Annotated in this window: 13 protein-coding genes; 8 read left to right on the forward strand and 5 right to left on the reverse strand. The window is 49.2% G+C overall.

The genetic code is table 11. The features are described 5' to 3' along the window. Positions 1-40: 40 nt before the first annotated feature. Positions 41-1,036, reverse strand: a complete 996-nt coding sequence (locus tag HMPREF2608_RS00130) for a Slam-dependent surface lipoprotein (RefSeq protein ID WP_070825554.1) — start codon at positions 1,034-1,036, stop codon at positions 41-43. Positions 1,037-1,403: 367 nt separating this feature from the next. Between HMPREF2608_RS00130 and HMPREF2608_RS00135 the strand changes: the two genes are divergently transcribed. Next, on the forward strand, positions 1,404-2,945 hold the full coding sequence (locus HMPREF2608_RS00135) for a surface lipoprotein assembly modifier (RefSeq protein WP_070825555.1): 1,542 nt from the start codon (positions 1,404-1,406) through the stop codon (positions 2,943-2,945). A 120-nt stretch (positions 2,946-3,065) separates the two neighbouring features. Here the strand turns inward: HMPREF2608_RS00135 and HMPREF2608_RS00140 are convergent, their stop codons facing one another. Further along, positions 3,066-3,689: a biliverdin-producing heme oxygenase gene (locus HMPREF2608_RS00140; protein WP_049329094.1), complete on the reverse strand. Its 624-nt coding sequence runs from the start codon at positions 3,687-3,689 to the stop codon at positions 3,066-3,068. Positions 3,690-4,092: 403 nt separating this feature from the next. Between HMPREF2608_RS00140 and HMPREF2608_RS00145 the strand changes: the two genes are divergently transcribed. From HMPREF2608_RS00145 to HMPREF2608_RS00155, 3 genes are read left to right on the forward strand one after another with little or no spacing between them, the layout of a single operon-like run. After that, the gene (locus HMPREF2608_RS00145) at positions 4,093-5,403 is read left to right on the forward strand and encodes a paraquat-inducible protein A (RefSeq protein ID WP_084824499.1); all 1,311 of its coding nucleotides are present in this window, start codon (positions 4,093-4,095) and stop codon (positions 5,401-5,403) included. After that, a complete protein-coding gene (pqiB, locus tag HMPREF2608_RS00150) occupies positions 5,400-7,061 on the forward strand; it encodes an intermembrane transport protein PqiB (protein ID WP_070825556.1) in 1,662 nt (553 codons plus the stop codon). The genes HMPREF2608_RS00145 and pqiB overlap by 4 nt, the downstream gene beginning before the upstream one ends. After that, a complete protein-coding gene (locus tag HMPREF2608_RS00155) occupies positions 7,061-7,579 on the forward strand; it encodes a PqiC family protein (protein ID WP_070646708.1) in 519 nt (172 codons plus the stop codon). The genes pqiB and HMPREF2608_RS00155 overlap by 1 nt, the downstream gene beginning before the upstream one ends. Before the next feature lie 56 nt (positions 7,580-7,635). Here the strand turns inward: HMPREF2608_RS00155 and HMPREF2608_RS00160 are convergent, their stop codons facing one another. Further along, the gene (locus tag HMPREF2608_RS00160; RefSeq protein ID WP_070825557.1) at positions 7,636-8,346 is read right to left on the reverse strand and encodes a GrxB family glutaredoxin; all 711 of its coding nucleotides are present in this window, start codon (positions 8,344-8,346) and stop codon (positions 7,636-7,638) included. Positions 8,347-8,434: 88 nt separating this feature from the next. On the opposite strand from HMPREF2608_RS00160, the gene HMPREF2608_RS00165 reads away from it, so the two are divergent. From HMPREF2608_RS00165 to putA, 4 genes are all read left to right on the forward strand, one after another. Beyond that, the gene (locus HMPREF2608_RS00165) at positions 8,435-10,648 is read left to right on the forward strand and encodes a RelA/SpoT family protein (protein ID WP_070825558.1); all 2,214 of its coding nucleotides are present in this window, start codon (positions 8,435-8,437) and stop codon (positions 10,646-10,648) included. A 198-nt stretch (positions 10,649-10,846) separates the two neighbouring features. Continuing rightward, the gene (locus HMPREF2608_RS00170) at positions 10,847-11,641 is read left to right on the forward strand and encodes a formate/nitrite transporter family protein (protein WP_070825559.1); all 795 of its coding nucleotides are present in this window, start codon (positions 10,847-10,849) and stop codon (positions 11,639-11,641) included. 452 nt (positions 11,642-12,093) lie between these two features. Continuing rightward, positions 12,094-13,620 carry a sodium/proline symporter PutP gene (gene putP / locus HMPREF2608_RS00175; protein WP_070607607.1) on the forward strand — a complete coding sequence of 509 codons (1,527 nt, stop codon included), beginning with the start codon at positions 12,094-12,096 and terminating at the stop codon, positions 13,618-13,620. Between the two features lie 223 nt (positions 13,621-13,843). After that, positions 13,844-17,449: a bifunctional proline dehydrogenase/L-glutamate gamma-semialdehyde dehydrogenase PutA gene (gene putA, locus HMPREF2608_RS00180; protein ID WP_070825560.1), complete on the forward strand. Its 3,606-nt coding sequence runs from the start codon at positions 13,844-13,846 to the stop codon at positions 17,447-17,449. 58 nt (positions 17,450-17,507) lie between these two features. Here the strand turns inward: putA and nth are convergent, their stop codons facing one another. Both nth and nhaC read right to left on the reverse strand, forming a co-directional pair. After that, positions 17,508-18,137, reverse strand: coding sequence for an endonuclease III (nth, locus tag HMPREF2608_RS00185; RefSeq protein WP_049323145.1), 630 nt, complete (start codon positions 18,135-18,137; stop codon positions 17,508-17,510). Between the two features lie 124 nt (positions 18,138-18,261). Next, positions 18,262-19,641, reverse strand: coding sequence for a Na+/H+ antiporter NhaC (gene nhaC / locus HMPREF2608_RS00190; RefSeq protein ID WP_003747540.1), 1,380 nt, complete (start codon positions 19,639-19,641; stop codon positions 18,262-18,264). Between the last annotated feature and the right edge of the window lie 83 nt (positions 19,642-19,724).

A 19,724-nucleotide genomic window follows, 5' to 3' on the forward strand; every position in this document is an offset into this window, starting at 1 on the left:
TATATATTGATTATCTATTATTGGAATGCTTGATGTGCAGTTACTGGCTGACAGGTGTCAAGCTTGTATCTGTCGTATTGCGGTCGTCATCATTCTTCACGCCGCCGAACACGGTATCCAACGATTTATCGGCATCAAAGGTAACTTTACCGCCTATACTGACTTCTGTTTTATCGCCGTTAAATTGACCAAAGAATTTCCCTTCGACTTTGCCGTTTTTACCATCGGATTCGGCAGTGCCTGAGAAATCAACGCCGTTGATGCCTACATCTTTCATCACAACGTCCGGACCGTAATCAGCATTACCTAAAATCGTGCCGCCGAGTTTGTTGGTGTTGAAATTGGCTGTCAGCAGTGAAAGTTTGGGCGTGTTTTTTTCAGACGACCCGGAGGATTTGCCCGGATCGTAGGTTGAGGTAACGATATTGCCGTTGCGGACGCGGACAGCCCAAACTTCGTATGTAGTCTTGCCTTTTGCCACTGTACTGTCTGACGGAGTGTAATAAGACGGTTTCGCCGTTCCGACGGGTTTGCCGCCGACAAACAGGTCTGCCGTGCCGTCTGCATTTATCCATGCGCCGAATTTGAGGTGGTCCTGTTTGGTTGCCGGTGCATAGGTGAATTGTCCCGAACTACTGCAACAGACAAACAGTTTGCCACCTTCAGATAAAGGTTGTCCTTCATGGCGTGTACGAAGGGCATAAGACGGGCTGGAATATGATGGGACAATCGGATCAGAATATGAACTAATGTTGTAATAGTTACCAGAAGGGGTTTGATAGACATATTGTTTATCGGTATAGCTGTAGCCCCATGATGTTTTCACTTCGAGTTCCGCTTCACGCAGACTGCCGCCTTTATCGGAAAGGGTATTAATGGTCTTTACTGCATTGCTTTCATCGCTCAGCTTAACATTGGCAATAGGTTGCGCTGTCGGAATAGCAACGGGAACTTTGGGTTCAGATGCACCTCCACCTGCACATGCAGTCAAAATAAAGGTAGTTGCAATAGGCACTATAAATACATTAATTTTCATAACCAATCTCTCTAAAATACAAGCTTCTCAGATACAATAATGATAAGTATTACTAATAATATGCAATATTGTGTAACAAATATTTTATTTTAGCAATACCAATATTTTTTCTATCAGTAGTTAGGGTGAATCTTTATGCCATCCTCTCTCTGTTAAATATATTTACGCAATTTATAATCCTATAAAAATAAATAAGTTATATTTATTTCGTAAATTTGCCGTTATAATGATAAATCTAAATACGAATCTGTATTTTTTATGCAAAAATAAAATCACCTGAGATGTTTCAGGCAGTTTTATGATAAGAGCAAATCCCTTATTAGAAACGATTTGCCCTCAGATATACATATATTTCGGATGACTTTAAATGCTAAAAATAAAACAAAAAATTGTCTCAGCTTCTTTGTGCTACCTATTGCCGTCAGCAGCCTTTGCTGAATTTCCCGAAGAGGGTGTTCGGCAGAATATTTCTTCTCAGAATACTGCTGTACAAGTACAACAGAAACAATGGTTAGATATTCTATCTGAGGAGGAAAGGTCGCCTGAAAAGAATGAGAATATAGGCAGACCAACTCTGGTTAATGATGATTTTTTAGCGGCAAACCCGCATATTCTTGAGGACGCGTTAGTTCAAGCACTTAACAGCAATAGCGCAGATCTAGTTTCCTCTCTTGTCGCCCTTTACTGCAAACAGCCCAACCACAATCCCAAACTGATTACGCGTGCCGATGCTTTGCTGGCAAAGTTGAAAGGACGGACTTCCGAAGCGGTCGAACGTTACCGTACTCTTTATGAATCTGATGTTTCAGACGACCGCGTACTGTTGGATTTGGCGGCGGCGGAGTTTCAGGATTATCGCTTGGGCGATGCTGCCGCACATTTCCGTCAAGCCGCGCAGCGCGATATACCAGCCCCCGTTTTGGAAAATGTCAAACGTTTTCAAGAAGCCGTCAAACGGCAGACAGAATGGAAATTGTCTGGCGGAATCAGCCCCGTGCATAACGATAATGCCAACAACGCTGCTCCGCGTTATTGCATCGAAACAAAAGGGCAAACCGCATGCAGTGTTACCTTACCTGTCAGTGCCAACGGCTTGAATTACGAATTGAACACCGAAAAACTCACCCCATTGTATGGGCATCACGCCATCAAATTCCGTGCTAACCTCAGCGGTACAAGCTATTTTTTCGACCGCCAATCGGCTTACGACGATGCGTTCGGTAGGGCTTATTTGGGCTGGCAGCGCAAGGACGGCAAACAAACCGTCAGCGTTTTACCGTTTTATCAGGCACAGTTGGCAGGCAGCAGCGAGTTTGACAGCAAAAAAGAAAATAAACGCCGCGCCGCGCCGTATATGCTGGCACACGGGGTTGGCGTACAGCTTTCGCATATGGTCAATCTCAGTAACGCGACACAACTTTATTACTCGTTGGAACGCTACCGCCAAAACTATCGGGAAACTGATCGTGCGCTGCGTAACGACGGTTGGCACGACAGTACCTATCTCTCCCTGGCGCGCCGTTTTGGCAGAACGACTCTGTTCGGTGGTTGGCAATACAACCGCTTTGTTCCTGAAAACAAAAGCATACACAATGCCATCAACAATGCGGCCTACCACCGCAACGGTTTCAATATAGGTTGGATACAGCAATGGCAGGTTTTAGGTGAGCTTAACAGCAGACTTACCGCTTCATTTGCCAACCGCCACTATAAAGGCATTATGGCATTCGGTACGGAGCCGCAACACAACCGGGAGCGCTCCCTCTCTATCAACCTTAGTCACAACAAATTATCTTATAAAGGCATTACCCCTACTTTGAATTATAGTTATAGTCACATCCGTAGCAATGCGCCATATGCAATGCGTAATATTCATCAATGGTCATTAGGTGGTGAATGGAATTTTTAAAGGAGAATCAAATCTGAGTAGGTGTAAGACAGCAACCCGTTCAAACAAAACTTTGTAGTGTAATTAAAGGTCTCTGCAAACATCTACGCCGAGACCTTATCTGTTTGATTGAATTATTTTTTAGAGTCTGTGCGGCGTCATACCTTCAGGCGCTTCCGCACCTTCCGGCAAACCGAAGGTTTCACGCAGAATCACTTTATAGAATTCAAAAGCTTCGCGCGCGCCTTGAATGGCTTCCGCCTCAGCTTCCGGAGTCAAGTTCAAAGCGTTCAGATGCTCGACAAAAGCGCGCCAGTGTTTGCCACGGCCGTTCGGATGAGGAGCCAGGTGGCGTGCGCCAAATTCGCCGGTGTATTCGAGTTTTTGAGCATGTTTGAACAAGAATGCCGCGCCCAAATTAGAACCTTCGGCGCAATACAGCCAGCCGATGGCTTTATTACCGGTTTCGTGTGGTAATTCTTTGTCAAATTTGTAAGGCTCTTCGCCCAAGTCTTTCAAGTCTTGAGTCACGGCATCGTAACGCGCCATATATTCAAGTTCTGGAATGGCTTTGTTCAATTCGGCATCTTTATAGATGTGATCGACGGCCTTATGGAAAACAGATTGAAGTTTCAAGAATTTGATGTAGTTTTCTTTGCTGGAAAAAGGCTGAACGGACATAACCAAGTTATCAACGCTGTCGTGCGTTGTCGTGGTTTGCTCTTTCAAGCGTTTGGCGAAAGTCAGCTCTTGGGTTTCACTCATGATGTTTCCTTTGAATTAAAAGACTAATAGTTTCAGACGGCCTTTATGGTTAAAAATCCGTCTAATTTGAAAAGAATTGTTTTAAAAACAAAGAAGATAATTTTTAGCCTACTTCAGGTTCGTTGACCGTGTACCTTCCACAAATCTACAAGGATTATCGTGTTTTTAAATATTGAGAATATATCTTATTTTTATCCTAATGGAAATAAACCAAACTAAGACCTATTAATAAAATTTAACGGTCCATAGCAATAACCTTCTGAAGTCTTTTCAAACTTTTCAGACGGCCCAAACCTTATTAAGCAGCTGCCATTCAATCAAATATCGACCTAAATTTGGGCTATCCTTCTGTTTTCCTTTATAATGCGACACTCTTTGCACCTTCTTTATCCCCTGCCGAACCATGAAACGGATTCCTGCCTACCATCGCTGGTGGCGCTACAAGTCTTATCTTCCTGATGCGACGCTGCCTGCACATACGGTGGAATGCCCGGATTGCGGCTGCCGTATGGATATTCCGCGCCTGCGTCAGGGGCAGGAAGCGCATTGTCCGGTGTGCAACCATGAAATCGTGGAAGTGGAAAACAATCCGTATATCGCGCCGATTGCCTATGCGCTGACAACCTTGATTCTGATGGCGTTCGCGTACAATATGGTGTATATCCGCGTGGATTTGTTCGGCGTGACTTCGATTTTGTCGTTGCCACAAATGATGCGGCTTTTGATTTCGCTGGATTACGGTTTTCTGGCGGAAGTGATGTTTATCCTCACCTTCGGCGCGCCTTTACTGTTTTTACTGCTCTGCCTTTATGTTTATACGGCTTTGATACGCGAAAAGGCCTACCCTGCGCTGCGCTTTGCAACGCGCGTATTGGTGCGGCTACGCCATTGGATTATGGTGGATGTGTTTTTTATTTCCACTTTGGTGGCGTATATCAAGCTCTCGTCCGTTGCTACAGTAGAGTTCGGCTCGGCGTTTTACCTGATGTTTCCGTTGTCGGTCATGCTGATTCGGACTTCGGTATCGATTCCGCAGCATTGGGTTTATTATAAGATTCACCGTTTAACCGGCGGCCATGCGGTTCAAACGGCCACTGAAGACAAAATCTGTTGCAGCCGCTGCCTGTATTTCCGCAATAAAGACGAGCAACCTTGCGGCGTATGCGGAGCAGACTTATACCGCCGCCGCCCGAAAAGCCTGAGTATTTCGCTGGCGTTTTTAGTCGCGGCGTTTATCCTGTATTTCCCTGCCAACATCCTGCCGATTATGATTTCGTCCAACCCGACGACTTTGGAGATCAATACGATTTTCAACGGCATTGTTTATATGTGGGACGAAGGCGACCGGTTGATTGCCGTGATTATCTTTAGTGCCAGTATTATGCTGCCGGTTTTGAAGATTATTGCGATGGCGGTTTTGATTTATTCCGCATACTTCAAACCTGTGATGAGCGCGGACAAAATGTCGGTTTTGTATCGGATTACCGAATCCATCGGCCGCTGGTCGATGATTGATATTTTTGTGATTATTCTTTTGATGAGTTCGTTCCACACCAATATGGCGCGCGTCGTGCCGGGTGGTGCGGCGATTTACTTCTGCCTGGTCGTTATTTTGACCATGCTTTCGGCCTATTATTTCGATCCCCGTCTGATTTGGGACAAGCAACAGCAGCTTTCAGACGGCCTTGATTCTGACCAGACCTTAACACAATGAAAAAACACGATTCTTCACCCAATTATCACGCCCCGGCGCGTGTCAAGAAAACCAATGTCTTCACGTCTATCGTGTGGCTGATTCCGCTGATTGCGCTGATTGCCGGCGGCTGGCTTTTGATTAAAGACATCCGCAACCGCGGCCCTGTCGTTACGCTGTTGATGGACAGCGCCGAAGGCATCGAAGTCAACAACACCGTCATTAAGGTGTTGAACGTCGATGTCGGACGCGTTACCCGCATCAAATTGCGCGACGACCAAAAAGGTGTGGAAGTTACTGCCCAGCTCAGCGCCGACGCCAAAGACCTTATCCGCAGTGATACCCAATTTTGGGTGGTCAAACCGCGTATCGACCAAAGCGGCGTTACCGGCTTGGGAACCTTGCTTTCCGGCTCATATATTGCATTTACACCGGGCAAAAGCCAAGAAACCAAAGATGTATTTGTCGTCCAAGACATTCCGCCGATTGCCGCCATCGGTCAAAGCGGCCTGCGCCTGAATTTGATCGGAAAAAACGACCGCATCCTCAACGTCAGCAGCCCTGTTTTGTATGAAAACTTTATGGTCGGTCAAGTAGAAAGCGCGCATTTCGACCCGTCCGACCAAAGCGTGCATTACACCATCTTCATCCAAAGCCCCAACGACAAACTGATTAATTCCGCCAGCCGTTTTTGGCTGGAAAGCGGCATCAATATCGAAACCACAGGCAGCGGTGTCAAACTCAATTCCGCCCCTCTGCCTGCCCTGCTGTCCGGCGCAATTTCCTTTGACTCGCCCAAAACAAGCGACAGCAAAAACGTCAAAAGCGAAGACAGCTTCACGCTTTACGATAGCCGCAGCGAAGTCGCCAACCTGCCTGACGACCGCTCGCTGTATTACACTGCGTTTTTCAAACAATCCGTACGCGGCCTGTCTGCCGGTTCGCCTGTCGAATACAAAGGCCTGAATGTCGGCGTGGTTTCCGATGTTCCATATTTCGACCGCAACGACAGCCTGCATTTGTTTGAAAACGGTTGGATTCCCGTACGCATCCGTATTGAGCCTTCCCGTTTGGAAATCAATGCCGACGAGCAAAGTAAAGAACATTGGAAACAACAATTTCAGACGGCCTTAAACAAAGGCCTGACTGCCACCATCTCCAGCAACAACCTGCTGACCGGCAGCAAAATGATTGAGTTGAACGATCAGCCTTCTGCCTCGCCTAAGCTGCGACCGCATACCGTTTATGCAGGCGATACTGTTATCGCGACCCAAGGTGGCGGTTTGGACGATTTGCAGGCAAAAGTGGCCGACTTGTTAGACAAGTTCAACAATCTGCCATTGGATAAAACCGTTGCCGGCTTGAACGGTTCGCTTGCCGAGCTCAAGTCTACACTCAAATCTGCCAATGCCGCCCTAAGCTCCATCGACAAACTGGTCGGCAAACCGCAGACACAAAACATTCCGAACGAGTTGAACCAAACCCTGAAAGAATTGCGTCAAACCCTGCAAGGCGTATCGCCTCAATCGCCTATCTACGGCGACGTACAAAATACGCTGCAAAGTTTGGACAAAACCTTAAAAGACGTTCAACCCGTGATTAATACTTTGAAAGAAAAACCCAACGCGCTGATTTTCAACAGCAGCAGCAAAGACCCTATCCCGAAAGGAAGCCGATAATGCGCCTCTTCCCGATTGCCGCCGCCCTGACGCTTGCCGCCTGCGGCACTGCGCAAAGCACACAATATTTCGTCCTGCCCGACAGCCAGTACATCCGTCCGGCTGCGCATGGCAACGAAATCGCGGTCAAAGTCAACCTTGCCGAACCGCTTGCCAACGGCGGTCTCGTTTACCAAACCGATGCCTATCATGTGAATCTGGCGAAAAACCACCTGTGGGCGGCGCCGCTCGATGGCGCGTTGGCAGCAAATCTCAGCAACAAGCTCAACCGCCTCAATCCGCATCGCACCTTCGTGCCTGCTTCACGCAGCCAAAGCAGCCAAACCCTGAAAGTCTATATCGAAGCCTTCCAAGGCAGCTATCAGGGGCAGACCACCATCAGCGGTTATGCACAATGGCCGGACGGACGCAGCAAACCGTTTAACGCCGTCACGCCGCAACAAGGCGACGGCTATACCGCCATGCTCGAATCGTTGGAAAACGGTTTGTCACAGGTTGCCGATACGATTGCCTATTAAACCCAAAGGCCGTCTGAAAAACTTTCAGACGGCCTTTTTCATGTTTCAAACATTCATCACAATGCGCGGTCAAAATACAAAGCCACGCCGGATCGCTCGCTCATCGCCAACAAATAATCCATCAATTTTTGCGGCCATTGAATACCGCGCACAACAGTCAGGTTGCGCAAAATAGGGAAAGTCAGGATATCTTCCAAACTGATTTCACCGCCCAAGCCCTCGCCTTCGCACACCAGCACTTCCAGTTCTGCCAAGTCTTGATGCAGACGCTCCAGATATTGCGCCGTTTTGTTCAGATTAGTCTCGAAATTGCCGGTACTTTTCTCTTTTTTGTCGATAAAGTATTTTTTCGCTTCATCGGTCTCAAATTCGGGCAGGCCGATTTTAACCATGCGCGGCTGTACCAATTTGTTATTGTATTCGCCCACTTTATCCAACCAAGCCTGAACTTCGGGACGAACCTCTTCTTTCAGACGGCCTTGATCGATGTAACGGACAATATCCAAACTCTCGCCCATAAACGAACCGTCTTCTTTTTGCAAAATCGGCACTTGTTTTGAGCCAATCATGCCAATCGGCGTAGCTTCGTCATCGTTTGCTAAGACGACCTCTTCCACCGCCACATCGCGCAAGCCGAAAATCATCCTTGCACGAACGCAAAACGGGCAATGGTCGTAAATATACAGTTTCATCGAAATACTCCTTAAAATTTCAAAACGGTTAACCATAACACCCAAGACCGTCTGAAACAAGACTTCCTGAAACATAGTGCAGCATTCGCATACAAATCTAGGGCTGTCGGCAATAAACTGTTACAATGGCGACGTTTTTATCAAAAAGAAAAAAACGCACGCCATGACCACTATTCGCCAAACGCCCCAAACATCGAGTGCAACGCTGGAAGGCCTCCTCGCTTGGTTCGACGGCTATGTTGCCGCGCTGCCCGATTCCGATAAAAACCTGATTCAGACGGCCTTTGACCTGTCTAAAGAACATTACCCCGCCGATGCACTAACGACTTACGGCGAGCCTTTAATGGAACATTTTCTCGGCTCGATGCAAATCGTCAGCGAACTCGACTTATTGCCCGATGCCGTGGCGGCTACGATTTTGTCCGACATCGGCAAATACGTTCCCACTTGGCAAGAATTGGTTACCGAACGCTGCAACAGCACCGTTTGCGAGCTGGTCAAAGGTGTGGACGAAGTGCAGAAACTGACCCAATTCGCCCGCGTGGACAGCCTTGCCACGCCGGAAGAACGCAGCCAACAGGCCGAAACCATGCGCAAAATGCTGTTGGCAATGGTTACCGACATCCGCGTCGTCCTGATCAAACTGGCGATGCGTACGCGCACCCTGCAATTTTTAAGCAACGTTCCTGACAATCCTGAAAAGCGTGCCGTTGCCAAAGAAACCCTCGACATTTTTGCCCCGCTCGCTAACCGCTTGGGCGTGTGGCAACTCAAATGGCAGCTCGAAGATTTGGGCTTCCGCCATCAAGAGCCGGAAAAATACCGCGAAATCGCCCTACTTTTGGACGAAAAGCGCACCGAGCGCCTCGAATACATCGAAAACTTCCTCAATATCCTGCGTACGGAACTGAAAAAATACAATATTCATTTTGAAGTTGCCGGAAGACCGAAGCATATCTACTCCATTTACAAAAAAATGGTGAAGAAAAAGCTCACTTTCGACGGCCTGTTCGACATCCGCGCCGTGCGGATTTTAGTGGACACCATTCCCGAGTGTTACACCACGCTGGGCATTGTCCACAGCCTCTGGCAGCCGATTCCGGGCGAGTTCGACGACTATATCGCTAACCCGAAAGGCAACGGCTATAAAAGTTTGCACACCGTTATCGTCGGCCCGGAAGACAAAGGTGTGGAAGTCCAAATCCGCACCTTTGACATGCACCAATTCAACGAATTCGGTGTTGCCGCCCACTGGCGTTATAAAGAAGGTGGCAAGGGTGATTCCGCCTATGAACAGAAAATCGCTTGGTTGCGCCAACTCTTGGACTGGCGCGAAAACATGGCCGAAAGCGGCAAAGAAGACCTTGCCGCCGCCTTTAAAACCGAGCTGTTCAACGATACGATTTATGTTTTGACCCCGCATGGCAAAGTCCTCTCCCTGCCTACGGGCGCTACTCCCATCGACTTTGCCTATGCCCTGCACAGCAGCGTAGGCGACCGTTGCCGCGGCGCAAAAGTCGAAGGACAAATCGTGCCGCTGTCAACGCCGTTGGAAAACGGTCAACGCGTTGAAATCATTACCGCCAAAGAAGGAAATCCTTCCGTCAACTGGCTCTACGAAGGCTGGGTCAAATCCAACCGCGCCATCAGCAAAATCCGTGCCTATATCCGCCAGCAAAATGCGGATACCGTGCGCGAAGAAGGCCGCGCCCAGCTGGACAAACAGTTGTCAAAAATCTTCCCCAAACCCAATCTGCAAGCATTGGCGGAAAAACTCGGCTTCAAAAAAACCGATGAACTCTATACGGCCATCGGTCAGGGCGAAGTTTCTAACCGCGCCATCCACAAAGCCTGCGGCGCGCTGAATGAGCCGCCTCCTGTGCCGATTGATGAAACCAATATCGTCAAGCAGTCCAAAATCAAAAAAGGCGGCAAAAACGGCATTTTGATTGACGGCGAAGACGGCCTAATGACCACGCTTGCCAAATGCTGCAAACCAGCACCTCCTGACGACATTATCGGTTTCGTTACGCGCGACCGGGGCATTTCCGTCCACCGCAACACCTGCCCTTCTTTCCGCCACCTTGCCGAACAGTCTCCTGAAAAAGTGTTGAATGCAAGCTGGGCAGCCTTGCAAGAAGGACAAGTATTTGCCGTCGATGTTGAAATCCGCGCCCAAGACCGCTCCGGTTTGCTGCGCGACGTTTCGGATGCGCTGGCGCGGCACAAGCTCAACGTTACCGCGGTTCAAACCCAATCACGCGATTTGGAAGCCAGCATGCGCTTTACCCTTGAAGTCCGCCAAGTCAACGACCTGCCGCGCGTATTAGCCAGTCTGGGCGACATCAAAGGCGTTTTAAGCGTAACGCGCTTATAATTCCCATTCCCCCATCTAAAGGCCGTCTGAAAGTATTGCTTTCAGACGGCCTTTCACACATCAGCTGCCAATATATAACCTACGCTTCTATCCTTACAATCAGCCGTTATTTCCTGTCCGCCATATTCTCAGGCAAACTCGCCATCCGTATGATAAAGAAAGATATTTTTATTCTTATATTAACCTTAAGGAAACTTCATGGATACACGAGACCTGTTCCCTCATGAAATTTTGCAGGACGCCATCGGCAAAAGTTGCGCCAAATCTGAATTCAGCATCAAGATGTTGGTGATTTTGAGTTTCTTAGGCGGTGGTTATGTCGGCTTCGGCTATCTTGCCTGCCTGCGCGTCATCAGCGGCATTCCGGCCGAATGGAACGGCCTAGCCGCCCTTTTGGGCGCATCCGTGTTCCCTATCGCACTGATTTGTATCTTAATCGGCGGCGGCGAGTTGGCAACAGGCAATATGATGATTATGGCTTTGGGCAGATTGACCGGCCGCGTCAGCACCCACAAACTGGTGCGCAACTGGCTGATTGTCAGCTTGGGCAATCTGGCAGGCGCCGTAGCCATGGCCTATTTCCTCGGCCACTACGTCGGCCTTGCCGAAGGGCCGGCCGCAGCGAAAACCATTGCCATTGCCGAAGCTAAAGTCAATATGGACTTCGGCCGCGCATTCGTTTCTGCCATCGCATGTAACTGGATGGTGTGTATGGGCATCTGGTTTTACTTCGGCGCACGCCATACTTCAGGACGAATCTTAGCCATGTGGTTCCCTGTTATGATCTTCGTATTAATCGGCTTTCAACACTTTGTTGCCAATATGTTCATCATTCCTGCCGGCATTTGGGCGGGCGCAAACGTCAGCTGGGGTCAATTTTTCTACAACATGATTCCCGTTTTCTTAGGCAACGTCCTGGGCGGGTCATCCTTTGTCGCAGCCTCTTATCTCTTTGCTTACAAACACTTACTAAAAGACGATTTTTCTATTTAATGTAGCCTTTTTTTCTAAAAACCCCGTATTTGCCCGACACAGATACGGGGTTTCTGCACAAGGCCGTCTGAAAGTCCAAGTCGTTTAATTACTTTTTCTCTTTAATCCCCAAAAAACATCAGGAAAGATAGTTTCACACACTTTCCTTCGTCATCATCGGTAAAAATTTATATATTTTTATGTTTTTAAATGACTTAGCCAAAAGGCGGCATCAATTTCGAATAAAGGCTGAGTTCTTCGCTTTGCAAAAGCGACTTTTTGCGGTATGCTGGTTTAAATTATTTACAATTTAATGCATTAAGATTTCGTATTTTATTGTATTTGAAAATAATTTATCCTGTCTCTCTCGCAAAAAACAGGATTTTTAAGCTGTATTTTTATTAGAAAAAAGTTTGGGTATGAATTGCTTGCAATTTCAAACCCGTTTTAAAAGTTAGATGAGGAATAAGTACATGAATCCCATGTATATCACTTTCGCGATCTATTTGGTCGCCGTATTACTGATCGGCCTCGCCGCCTATTTTTCAACACGAAACTTCGACGACTACATCCTCGGTGGTCGCAGCTTAGGTCCGTTCGTGACCGCGATGTCTGCCGGTGCTTCCGATATGTCGGGTTGGCTTTTGATGGGATTGCCAGGTGCCATTTACCTGAGCGGTTTGAATGAAGCTTGGATCGCCATTGGTCTGATTGTGGGTGCATACCTCAACTGGCTTTTGGTTGCAGGCCGTCTGCGCGTACATACCGAATACGCCAACAATGCGCTGACGCTTCCTGATTACTTCTTCCACCGCTTCGGTGCCGGCGGTCACTTGATGAAAGTGGTTTCTGCACTGATTATCTTGTTCTTCTTCACTATTTACTGTGCTTCAGGCATCGTGGCCGGTGCTACACTGTTCCAAAGCCTGTTCCACGGTATGTCTTACACTCAAGCCATGTGGCTGGGTGCCGGAGCAACCATCGCCTATACCTTCTTGGGCGGTTTCTTGGCAGTAAGCTGGACCGATACCCTGCAAGCTTCTTTGATGATTTTTGCATTGGTACTGACTCCTGTAATGGTGTACTTGGGTTTGGGCGGTGCAGATCAAATGAATGCTGCCATCCAACAAGTTGCCGCTTCTACCGGTAAAGAATACGGCAGCCTGTTTGCCGGTACTACTTTCATCGGCATTATCTCTACCGCCGCTTGGGGCTTGGGCTATTTCGGCCAACCACACATTTTGGCTCGTTTCATGGCTGCTGAAAGCGCTAAATCTCTGGTTTCTGCACGCCGTATCGGTATGACCTGGATGATTCTGTGTATGGCCGGTGCTGTGGCTGTCGGCTACTTCGGTATCGCTTACTTCGGCGCCAACCCTGCCCACGTTGATGAAATGAACGGCAACCACGAACGTATCTTCATCGCTTTGGCTACCCTGCTCTTCAACCCTTGGATTGCCGGTATCATCTTGAGCGCGATTCTTGCTGCTGTAATGTCCACCCTGTCTTGCCAATTGTTGGTTTGCTCCAGCGCGATTACCGAAGACTTCTATAAAGGCTTCCTGCGTAAAAACGCCCAACAAGCTGAATTGGTATGGATTGGCCGCGTAATGGTATTGGCTATCGCCGTGATTTCCATCCTGATTGCTTCTGACCCTGAAAGCAAAGTATTGGGCTTGGTAGCTTACGCATGGGCAGGCTTTGGTGCCGCATTCGGTCCGGTTGTGATCCTGTCTGTTTTGTGGAAACGCATTACTGCCTACGGCGCACTCTCCGGCATGATTGCTGGTGCGCTGACTGTGGTTGTTTGGGCTGAGTGGATTAAAAAACCTGCTTTGGCCGCACAAGAAACAGGCTTCTCTACCGTTTATGAAATCGTTCCAGGCTTTATCGCTTGTACCCTCGTGATTGTTTTGGTATCCCTGATGGACAAACAACCGTCACGCGAATTGCAAGAACGTTTCGAAAAAGCAGACGCAGAATACCGCGCCTCTAAATAAGACGTTTTCAGACGGCCTGCATGATTCCGTGCAGGCCGTCTTTACGACATAAACTGTTTCAAAATAATCTGAGCCTTATCAGAAAAAACAGCAATTTATGCGGATGCATCTTGTATCCGCATCATAATTTTATTACGATATTACTATCCTTCAGAATGTCTGTTTTGGCAGTCTTAATTCAGGCCGTCTGAAACCATGAAAAAACCTTTGGAGAACATAAATAATGTTTAACTTCGCTTTTCCAACACAAACTCCTCTGCGTCAAGCTGTAACTGATGCCTACCGCCGCGATGAAATTGAGGCCGTTCAGGATATGTTGCAACGTGCACAGATGACCGACGAAGAACGCAATGCCGCCTCCGAGCTTGCCCGTCGTTTGGTTACCCAAGTCCGTGCCAGCCGCACCAAAGCCAGCGGTGTAGATGCTTTGATGCACGAGTTCTCTCTCTCCAGTGAAGAAGGTGTTGCACTGATGTGTCTGGCCGAGGCTCTGCTACGTATTCCGGACAATGCAACCCGCGACCGCCTGATTGCCGACAAAATCTCCGAAGGCAACTGGAAAAGCCACTTGAACAACAGCCCTTCCCTCTTCGTTAACGCGGCCGCATGGGGTCTGCTGATTACCGGCAAACTGACCGCGACAAACGACAAACAGATGAGTTCCGCATTGAGCCGTCTGATCAGCAAAGGCGGCGCGCCTCTGATCCGTCAAGGTGTGAACTACGCCATGCGCCTGTTGGGCAAACAGTTCGTAACCGGCCAAACCATTGAAGAAGCGCTGCAAAACGGTAAAGAGCGCGAAAAAATGGGTTACCGCTTCTCTTTCGATATGTTGGGTGAAGCCGCATACACCGAAGAAGATGCCAACCGCTACTACAACGACTACGTTCAAGCCATTCACGCCATCGGTAAAGATGCCGCAGGCCAAGGCGTTTACGAAGGCAACGGTATCTCCGTTAAACTTTCCGCCATCCACCCACGCTACTCACGCGCCCAACACGAACGCGTTATGAGCGAACTGTTGCCACGCCTGAAAGAATTGTTCCTTTTGGGTAAAAAATACGATATCGGTATCAACATCGATGCCGAAGAAGCCAACCGTCTCGAATTGTCTTTGGACTTGATGGAAGCTTTGGTTTCCGATCCTGACTTGGCCGGCTACAAAGGTATCGGTTTCGTTGTTCAAGCCTACCAAAAACGCTGCCCGTTCGTTATCGACTACCTGATCGACCTGGCACGCCGTAACAACCAAAAACTGATGATCCGTTTGGTTAAAGGCGCATACTGGGACAGCGAAGTAAAATGGGCTCAAGTAGACGGCATGGACGGCTATCCGACTTACACCCGTAAAGTCCACACCGACATCTCCTACCTCGCCTGCGCACGCAAACTCTTGGATGCGCAAGATGCCGTGTTCCCACAATTTGCCACCCACAACGCCTACACTTTGGGCGCAATCTACCAAATGGGTAAAGGCAAAGACTTCGAACACCAATGTCTGCACGGCATGGGCGAAACCCTGTATGACCAAGTGGTTGGCCCGCAAAACTTAGGCCGTCGCGTACGCGTGTATGCCCCGGTCGGCACACACGAAACCCTGCTTGCCTACTTGGTACGCCGTCTGTTGGAAAACGGTGCGAACTCTTCTTTCGTGAACCAAATCGTTGACGAAAACATCAGCATCGACCGCCTGATTAAGAGCCCGTTCGACACCATCGCCGAACAAGGCATCCACCTGCATCCGGCATTGCCTCTGCCGCGCGATTTGTATGGCAAAGGCCGTCTGAACTCCCAAGGCGTCGATTTCAGCAACGAAAACGTATTGCAAAACCTGCAAGAAAAACTCAACCAAGCTTCTTCCGAAGACTTCCACGCCGCTTCTATCGTCAATGGCGAAGCGCGTAACGTGGGCGAAGCTCAACCCGTCCGCAACCCTGCAGACCACAACGATGTTGTCGGTACTGTCAGCTTTGCCGATGCCGCATTGGCTCAAGAAGCTATTGGTGCAGCCGTTGCCGCCCTACCGGAGTGGAGCGCCAAACCTGCTTCAGAACGCGCCGACTGCCTGCGCCGTTTTGCCGATTTGTTGGAACAACACACGCCTGCATTGATGATGCTGGCTGTCCGTGAAGCCGGTAAAACCCTGAACAACGCCGTTGCCGAAGTACGCGAAGCCGTTGACTTCTGCCGCTACTATGCCAACGAAGCTGAAAACACCCTGCCTAAAGATGCCAAAGGCGTCGGCGCAATCGTTGCCATCAGCCCATGGAACTTCCCATTGGCCATCTTTACCGGCGAAGTGGTTTCTGCATTGGCAGCCGGTAACACTGTTATCGCAAAACCTGCCGAACAAACCAGCCTGATTGCTACTTACGCAGTTTCCCTGATGCATCAAGCCGGTATTCCGACTTCTGCGTTGCAACTCGTACTCGGCGCAGGCGATGTCGGCTCTGCCCTGACCGGCGATACCCGCATTGGCGGCGTGATCTTTACCGGTTCTACCGAAGTAGCGCGCCTGATCAACAAAGCCCTGTCCAAACGCGACGACAGCCCTGTCCTGATTGCCGAGACCGGCGGTCAAAACGCGATGATTGTGGACTCTACCGCCCTGCCGGAACAAGTCTGCCTCGACGTATTGAACTCTGCCTTCGACAGCGCAGGCCAACGTTGTTCCGCTCTGCGTATCTTGTGCGTTCAAGAAGATGTTGCCGATAAAATGGTCAACATCATCAAAGGTGCAATGGACGAATTGGTTGTCGGCAAACCGACCCAACTGACCACAGACATCGGCCCTGTCATCGATGCTGAAGCCCAACAAAACCTGTTGGCCCACATCAACAAAATGAAAGGCGTAGCAAAGGCTTACCACGAAATCAAAACTGCCACCGACGTTGATGACAACAACTCTACCTTCGTTCGTCCAATCCTGTTTGAATTGAACAACCTGAACGAGTTGCAACGCGAAGTGTTCGGTCCTGTACTGCACGTTGTCCGCTACCGCGCCAGCGAATTGGATCAACTCATCGACCAAATCAACGCCAAAGGCTATGCTCTGACCAGCGGTGTACACAGCCGTATCGAAGGCACTGTCGACCATATCCGCGACCGCATTGAAGCCGGTAACATCTACGTTAACCGCAACATCGTTGGTGCTGTTGTCGGCGTACAACCTTTCGGCGGTCACGGCTTGTCCGGTACCGGTCCAAAAGCAGGCGGTTCATTCTATCTGCAACGCCTGGTTCGCACTCCTGAATGGGTTGCCCCAACCCTCAGCCGAATCGGCCAAGCAGACGAAGACGCACTCAAACGTTTGGAAACTCTGGTTCACAAACTGCCGTTTAACGCAGAAGAGAAAAAAGCTGCAGCCGCAGCTTTGGGTCACGCACGAGTTCGCACTCTGCGCAAAGCCGAAACCGTATTGGTCGGCCCGACCGGCGAACGCAACTCATTGAGCTGGCGCTCTCCAAAACGTGTTTGGGCACATGGCGGCAATCTGCTGCAAGCCTTCTCTGCCCTGACCGAGCTGGCAGCCGCAGGCATCCAAACCGTTGTTGAGCCTAACAGCCCGTTGGCTTCCTACTCAGCCGATTTGGACGGTTTGTTGCAAGTCAACAGCAAACCTGAAAACGCAGGCATCAGCCACGTTGCCGCTATCGAGCCTTTGAGCAGCGAGCGCAAACAAGAGTTGGCCGGCCGCGACGGTGCGCTCATCCGCATCCTGCCTTCCGAACAAGGTCTGGACATCCTGCAAGTATTTGAAGAAATCTCTTGCAGTATCAATACTACCGCTGCCGGTGGTAATGCCAGCCTGATGGCAGTTGCCGACTAATCGTAGCCAAACCAAAGGCCGTCTGAAATTCAGACGGCCTTTTTTTATCTGTTTTTATTTACATTTTTGCTGGATATTCGCACAAATCATTAATCAAACATTTGCTGCATTGCGGTTTCAAAGCCTTACATGTATAGCGGCCGTGCAAAATCAACCAATGATGGGCATCCATCAAAAATTCTTTGGGAATAAAGCGCATCAGCTTGTCTTCAACTTCGCGCACATCCTTGCCAGGCGCGATTTTGGTGCGGTTGGCCACACGGAAAATATGGGTATCGACCGCCATAACAGGTTGCCCGAATGCAGTATTCAACACCACATTGGCTGTTTTACGGCCAACACCAGGCAAAGATTCCAAAGCCTCTCGGTCGGCAGGCACTTCGCCATTGTATTTTTCCAGCAAAATACGGCAAGTCTGCATGATGTGCTTGGATTTGGTTTTGTAAAGACCTATGGTTTTGGTGTATTCCATCACGCCGTCCAGCCCCAAATCCAACATGGCTTGCGGCGTATTGGCAACGGGAAAGAGCTTGGCAGTCGCTTTGTTCACACCGACATCAGTCGCCTGCGCAGACAATAAAACGGCGATAAGCAGCTCAAACGGCGAGCTGAAATTCAACTCGGTAGTCGGATGAGGATTGGCAGCGCGGAAACGCTCGAAAATTTCTTGGCGGATTTGTTTGTTCATTGTTTGGATTATTTTTTTATTGGCGCAGCAATTATAGTGAAATCATGTTGATACGGCTACTTCAAGTAAAACAAAGCCGTCTGAAATTGTTTTCAGACGGCCTGATTATCAAACAGCCTACTGTTTATTTTTTACTCAAAGTCAGCCCTGTCCAGCCAAACACCAGCGTCAGAGCCAAACTCAAGTAGCAGAAGAAGGCATAAGGCAGGTATTCCCAAACAGGCACGCCCAAGGCATGGCTGATGAATACGCCGCAGACGCTCCAAGGCACCAACGGGTTGATGACCGTACCCGCATCTTCTAGCGTACGGGCAAGGTTGCGCGAATGCAGGCCGAGTTTGTCATAAACCGGCTTAAAGGTTTCGCCGGAAAGCAGAATACTCAAATATTGTTCGCCAATCAGGAAGTTGACGCCGACCGATGTCATGGCCACGCTGAAAGTAGCGCGTCCGGCATTGGTCAGGAACGCACGAATGGCCTCCAGCAAAGACGGAATCACACCAATGCTGAACAACAGGCCGCCCAAGCTCATGCCGAGTATCACGATGGTTTGCGTAAAGAACATGCTTTCCAAGCCGCCGCGCGAAATCAAGCGGGCAATGTCTTTGAATGCTTCGCCTTCGAGTTTGTATCCGCTGTAAAACCACGCGCCCAGCTGTTTCAAATCAGGCGTACTGTGGAAATAAGTCACAATCAGTGCCACCACAACGGTAAACAGCATGGCCACAATGGCATTGACGCGCATCAGGGCGAGGATAACCAATAAAGCAAACGGAATCAATGAATAAGCATGCACCAAACCGGTTGCTTCCAATTGCGCGCGGAAAGCCTCGACGCTGTTCATGTCATGTGCGGCCACATTGGGCAAGAGCCACAACATCAACGCCGCACTGATCAACCACGCAGGCACAGTGGTGTACATCATGTTTTTGATGTGCTCGAACAAATCAATGCCGACAATCGAAGCGGAAATACCGGTCGTATCGGAAAGCGGCGACATTTTATCGCCGAAGAACGCACCCGACACAATCGCACCTGCCGTCATCGCCATATCGGCATGAAACGCAGCCGCCATCCCCATAAAGGCCACGCCGACAGTTGCACAAGTCGTCAAACTACTGCCGATGGAAATACCGATGACCGAGCAAAGCGCAAACGCCGAAAAATAAAAATAAGTCGGGGAAATCAATCCGAAACCGTAATACATCAGCGTCGGAATCGCACCGCTCATCATCAACGCGCTGACCATCAGGCCGATAAAGAAAAACAGATAAATCGCGCCCATGCCCTGCCCGACCGCGCCTATCATACCGTTTTGCATGTCTTGATATTTCAAGCCGCGCATCAAACCGTACAAAAGCAAGACCACGATCGCCGTCACAATCGACATATGCGGCAGCCATTCAAGCGAAATAATCGTATAACCCATTGCCGCCACCAAAGCCAAGGCCACCGCAATGGCCTCGAAACGCGGCATATTGAGTAAGGATTTGAAAGCAAACATTGTTCTTTGCCTTTTTAATAAGTATTTAACAGATTTTAGCATAACAGGCCGTCTGAAAAACCGGTTTCAGACGGCCTGCTGAT

The organism is Neisseria sp. HMSC064D07 (assembly GCF_001837185.1).
In the GTDB taxonomy this organism is placed as follows: Bacteria; Pseudomonadota; Gammaproteobacteria; order Burkholderiales; family Neisseriaceae; genus Neisseria; species Neisseria flavescens_C.

Coding starts and splice junctions, on each gene's coding strand:
- HMPREF2608_RS00160 (WP_070825557.1), bottom strand. CDS start 8,346: ATGTTTCAGGAAGTCTTGTTTCAGACGGTCTTGGGTGTTATGGTTAAC.
- putA (WP_070825560.1), top strand. CDS start 13,844: ATGTTTAACTTCGCTTTTCCAACACAAACTCCTCTGCGTCAAGCTGTA.
- pqiB (WP_070825556.1), top strand. CDS start 5,400: ATGAAAAAACACGATTCTTCACCCAATTATCACGCCCCGGCGCGTGTC.
- HMPREF2608_RS00135 (WP_070825555.1), top strand. CDS start 1,404: ATGCTAAAAATAAAACAAAAAATTGTCTCAGCTTCTTTGTGCTACCTA.
- HMPREF2608_RS00130 (WP_070825554.1), bottom strand. CDS start 1,036: ATGAAAATTAATGTATTTATAGTGCCTATTGCAACTACCTTTATTTTG.
- putP (WP_070607607.1), top strand. CDS start 12,094: ATGAATCCCATGTATATCACTTTCGCGATCTATTTGGTCGCCGTATTA.
- nhaC (WP_003747540.1), bottom strand. CDS start 19,641: ATGTTTGCTTTCAAATCCTTACTCAATATGCCGCGTTTCGAGGCCATT.
- HMPREF2608_RS00145 (WP_084824499.1), top strand. CDS start 4,093: ATGAAACGGATTCCTGCCTACCATCGCTGGTGGCGCTACAAGTCTTAT.
- HMPREF2608_RS00165 (WP_070825558.1), top strand. CDS start 8,435: ATGACCACTATTCGCCAAACGCCCCAAACATCGAGTGCAACGCTGGAA.
- HMPREF2608_RS00170 (WP_070825559.1), top strand. CDS start 10,847: ATGGATACACGAGACCTGTTCCCTCATGAAATTTTGCAGGACGCCATC.
- nth (WP_049323145.1), bottom strand. CDS start 18,137: ATGAACAAACAAATCCGCCAAGAAATTTTCGAGCGTTTCCGCGCTGCC.
- HMPREF2608_RS00140 (WP_049329094.1), bottom strand. CDS start 3,689: ATGAGTGAAACCCAAGAGCTGACTTTCGCCAAACGCTTGAAAGAGCAA.
- HMPREF2608_RS00155 (WP_070646708.1), top strand. CDS start 7,061: ATGCGCCTCTTCCCGATTGCCGCCGCCCTGACGCTTGCCGCCTGCGGC.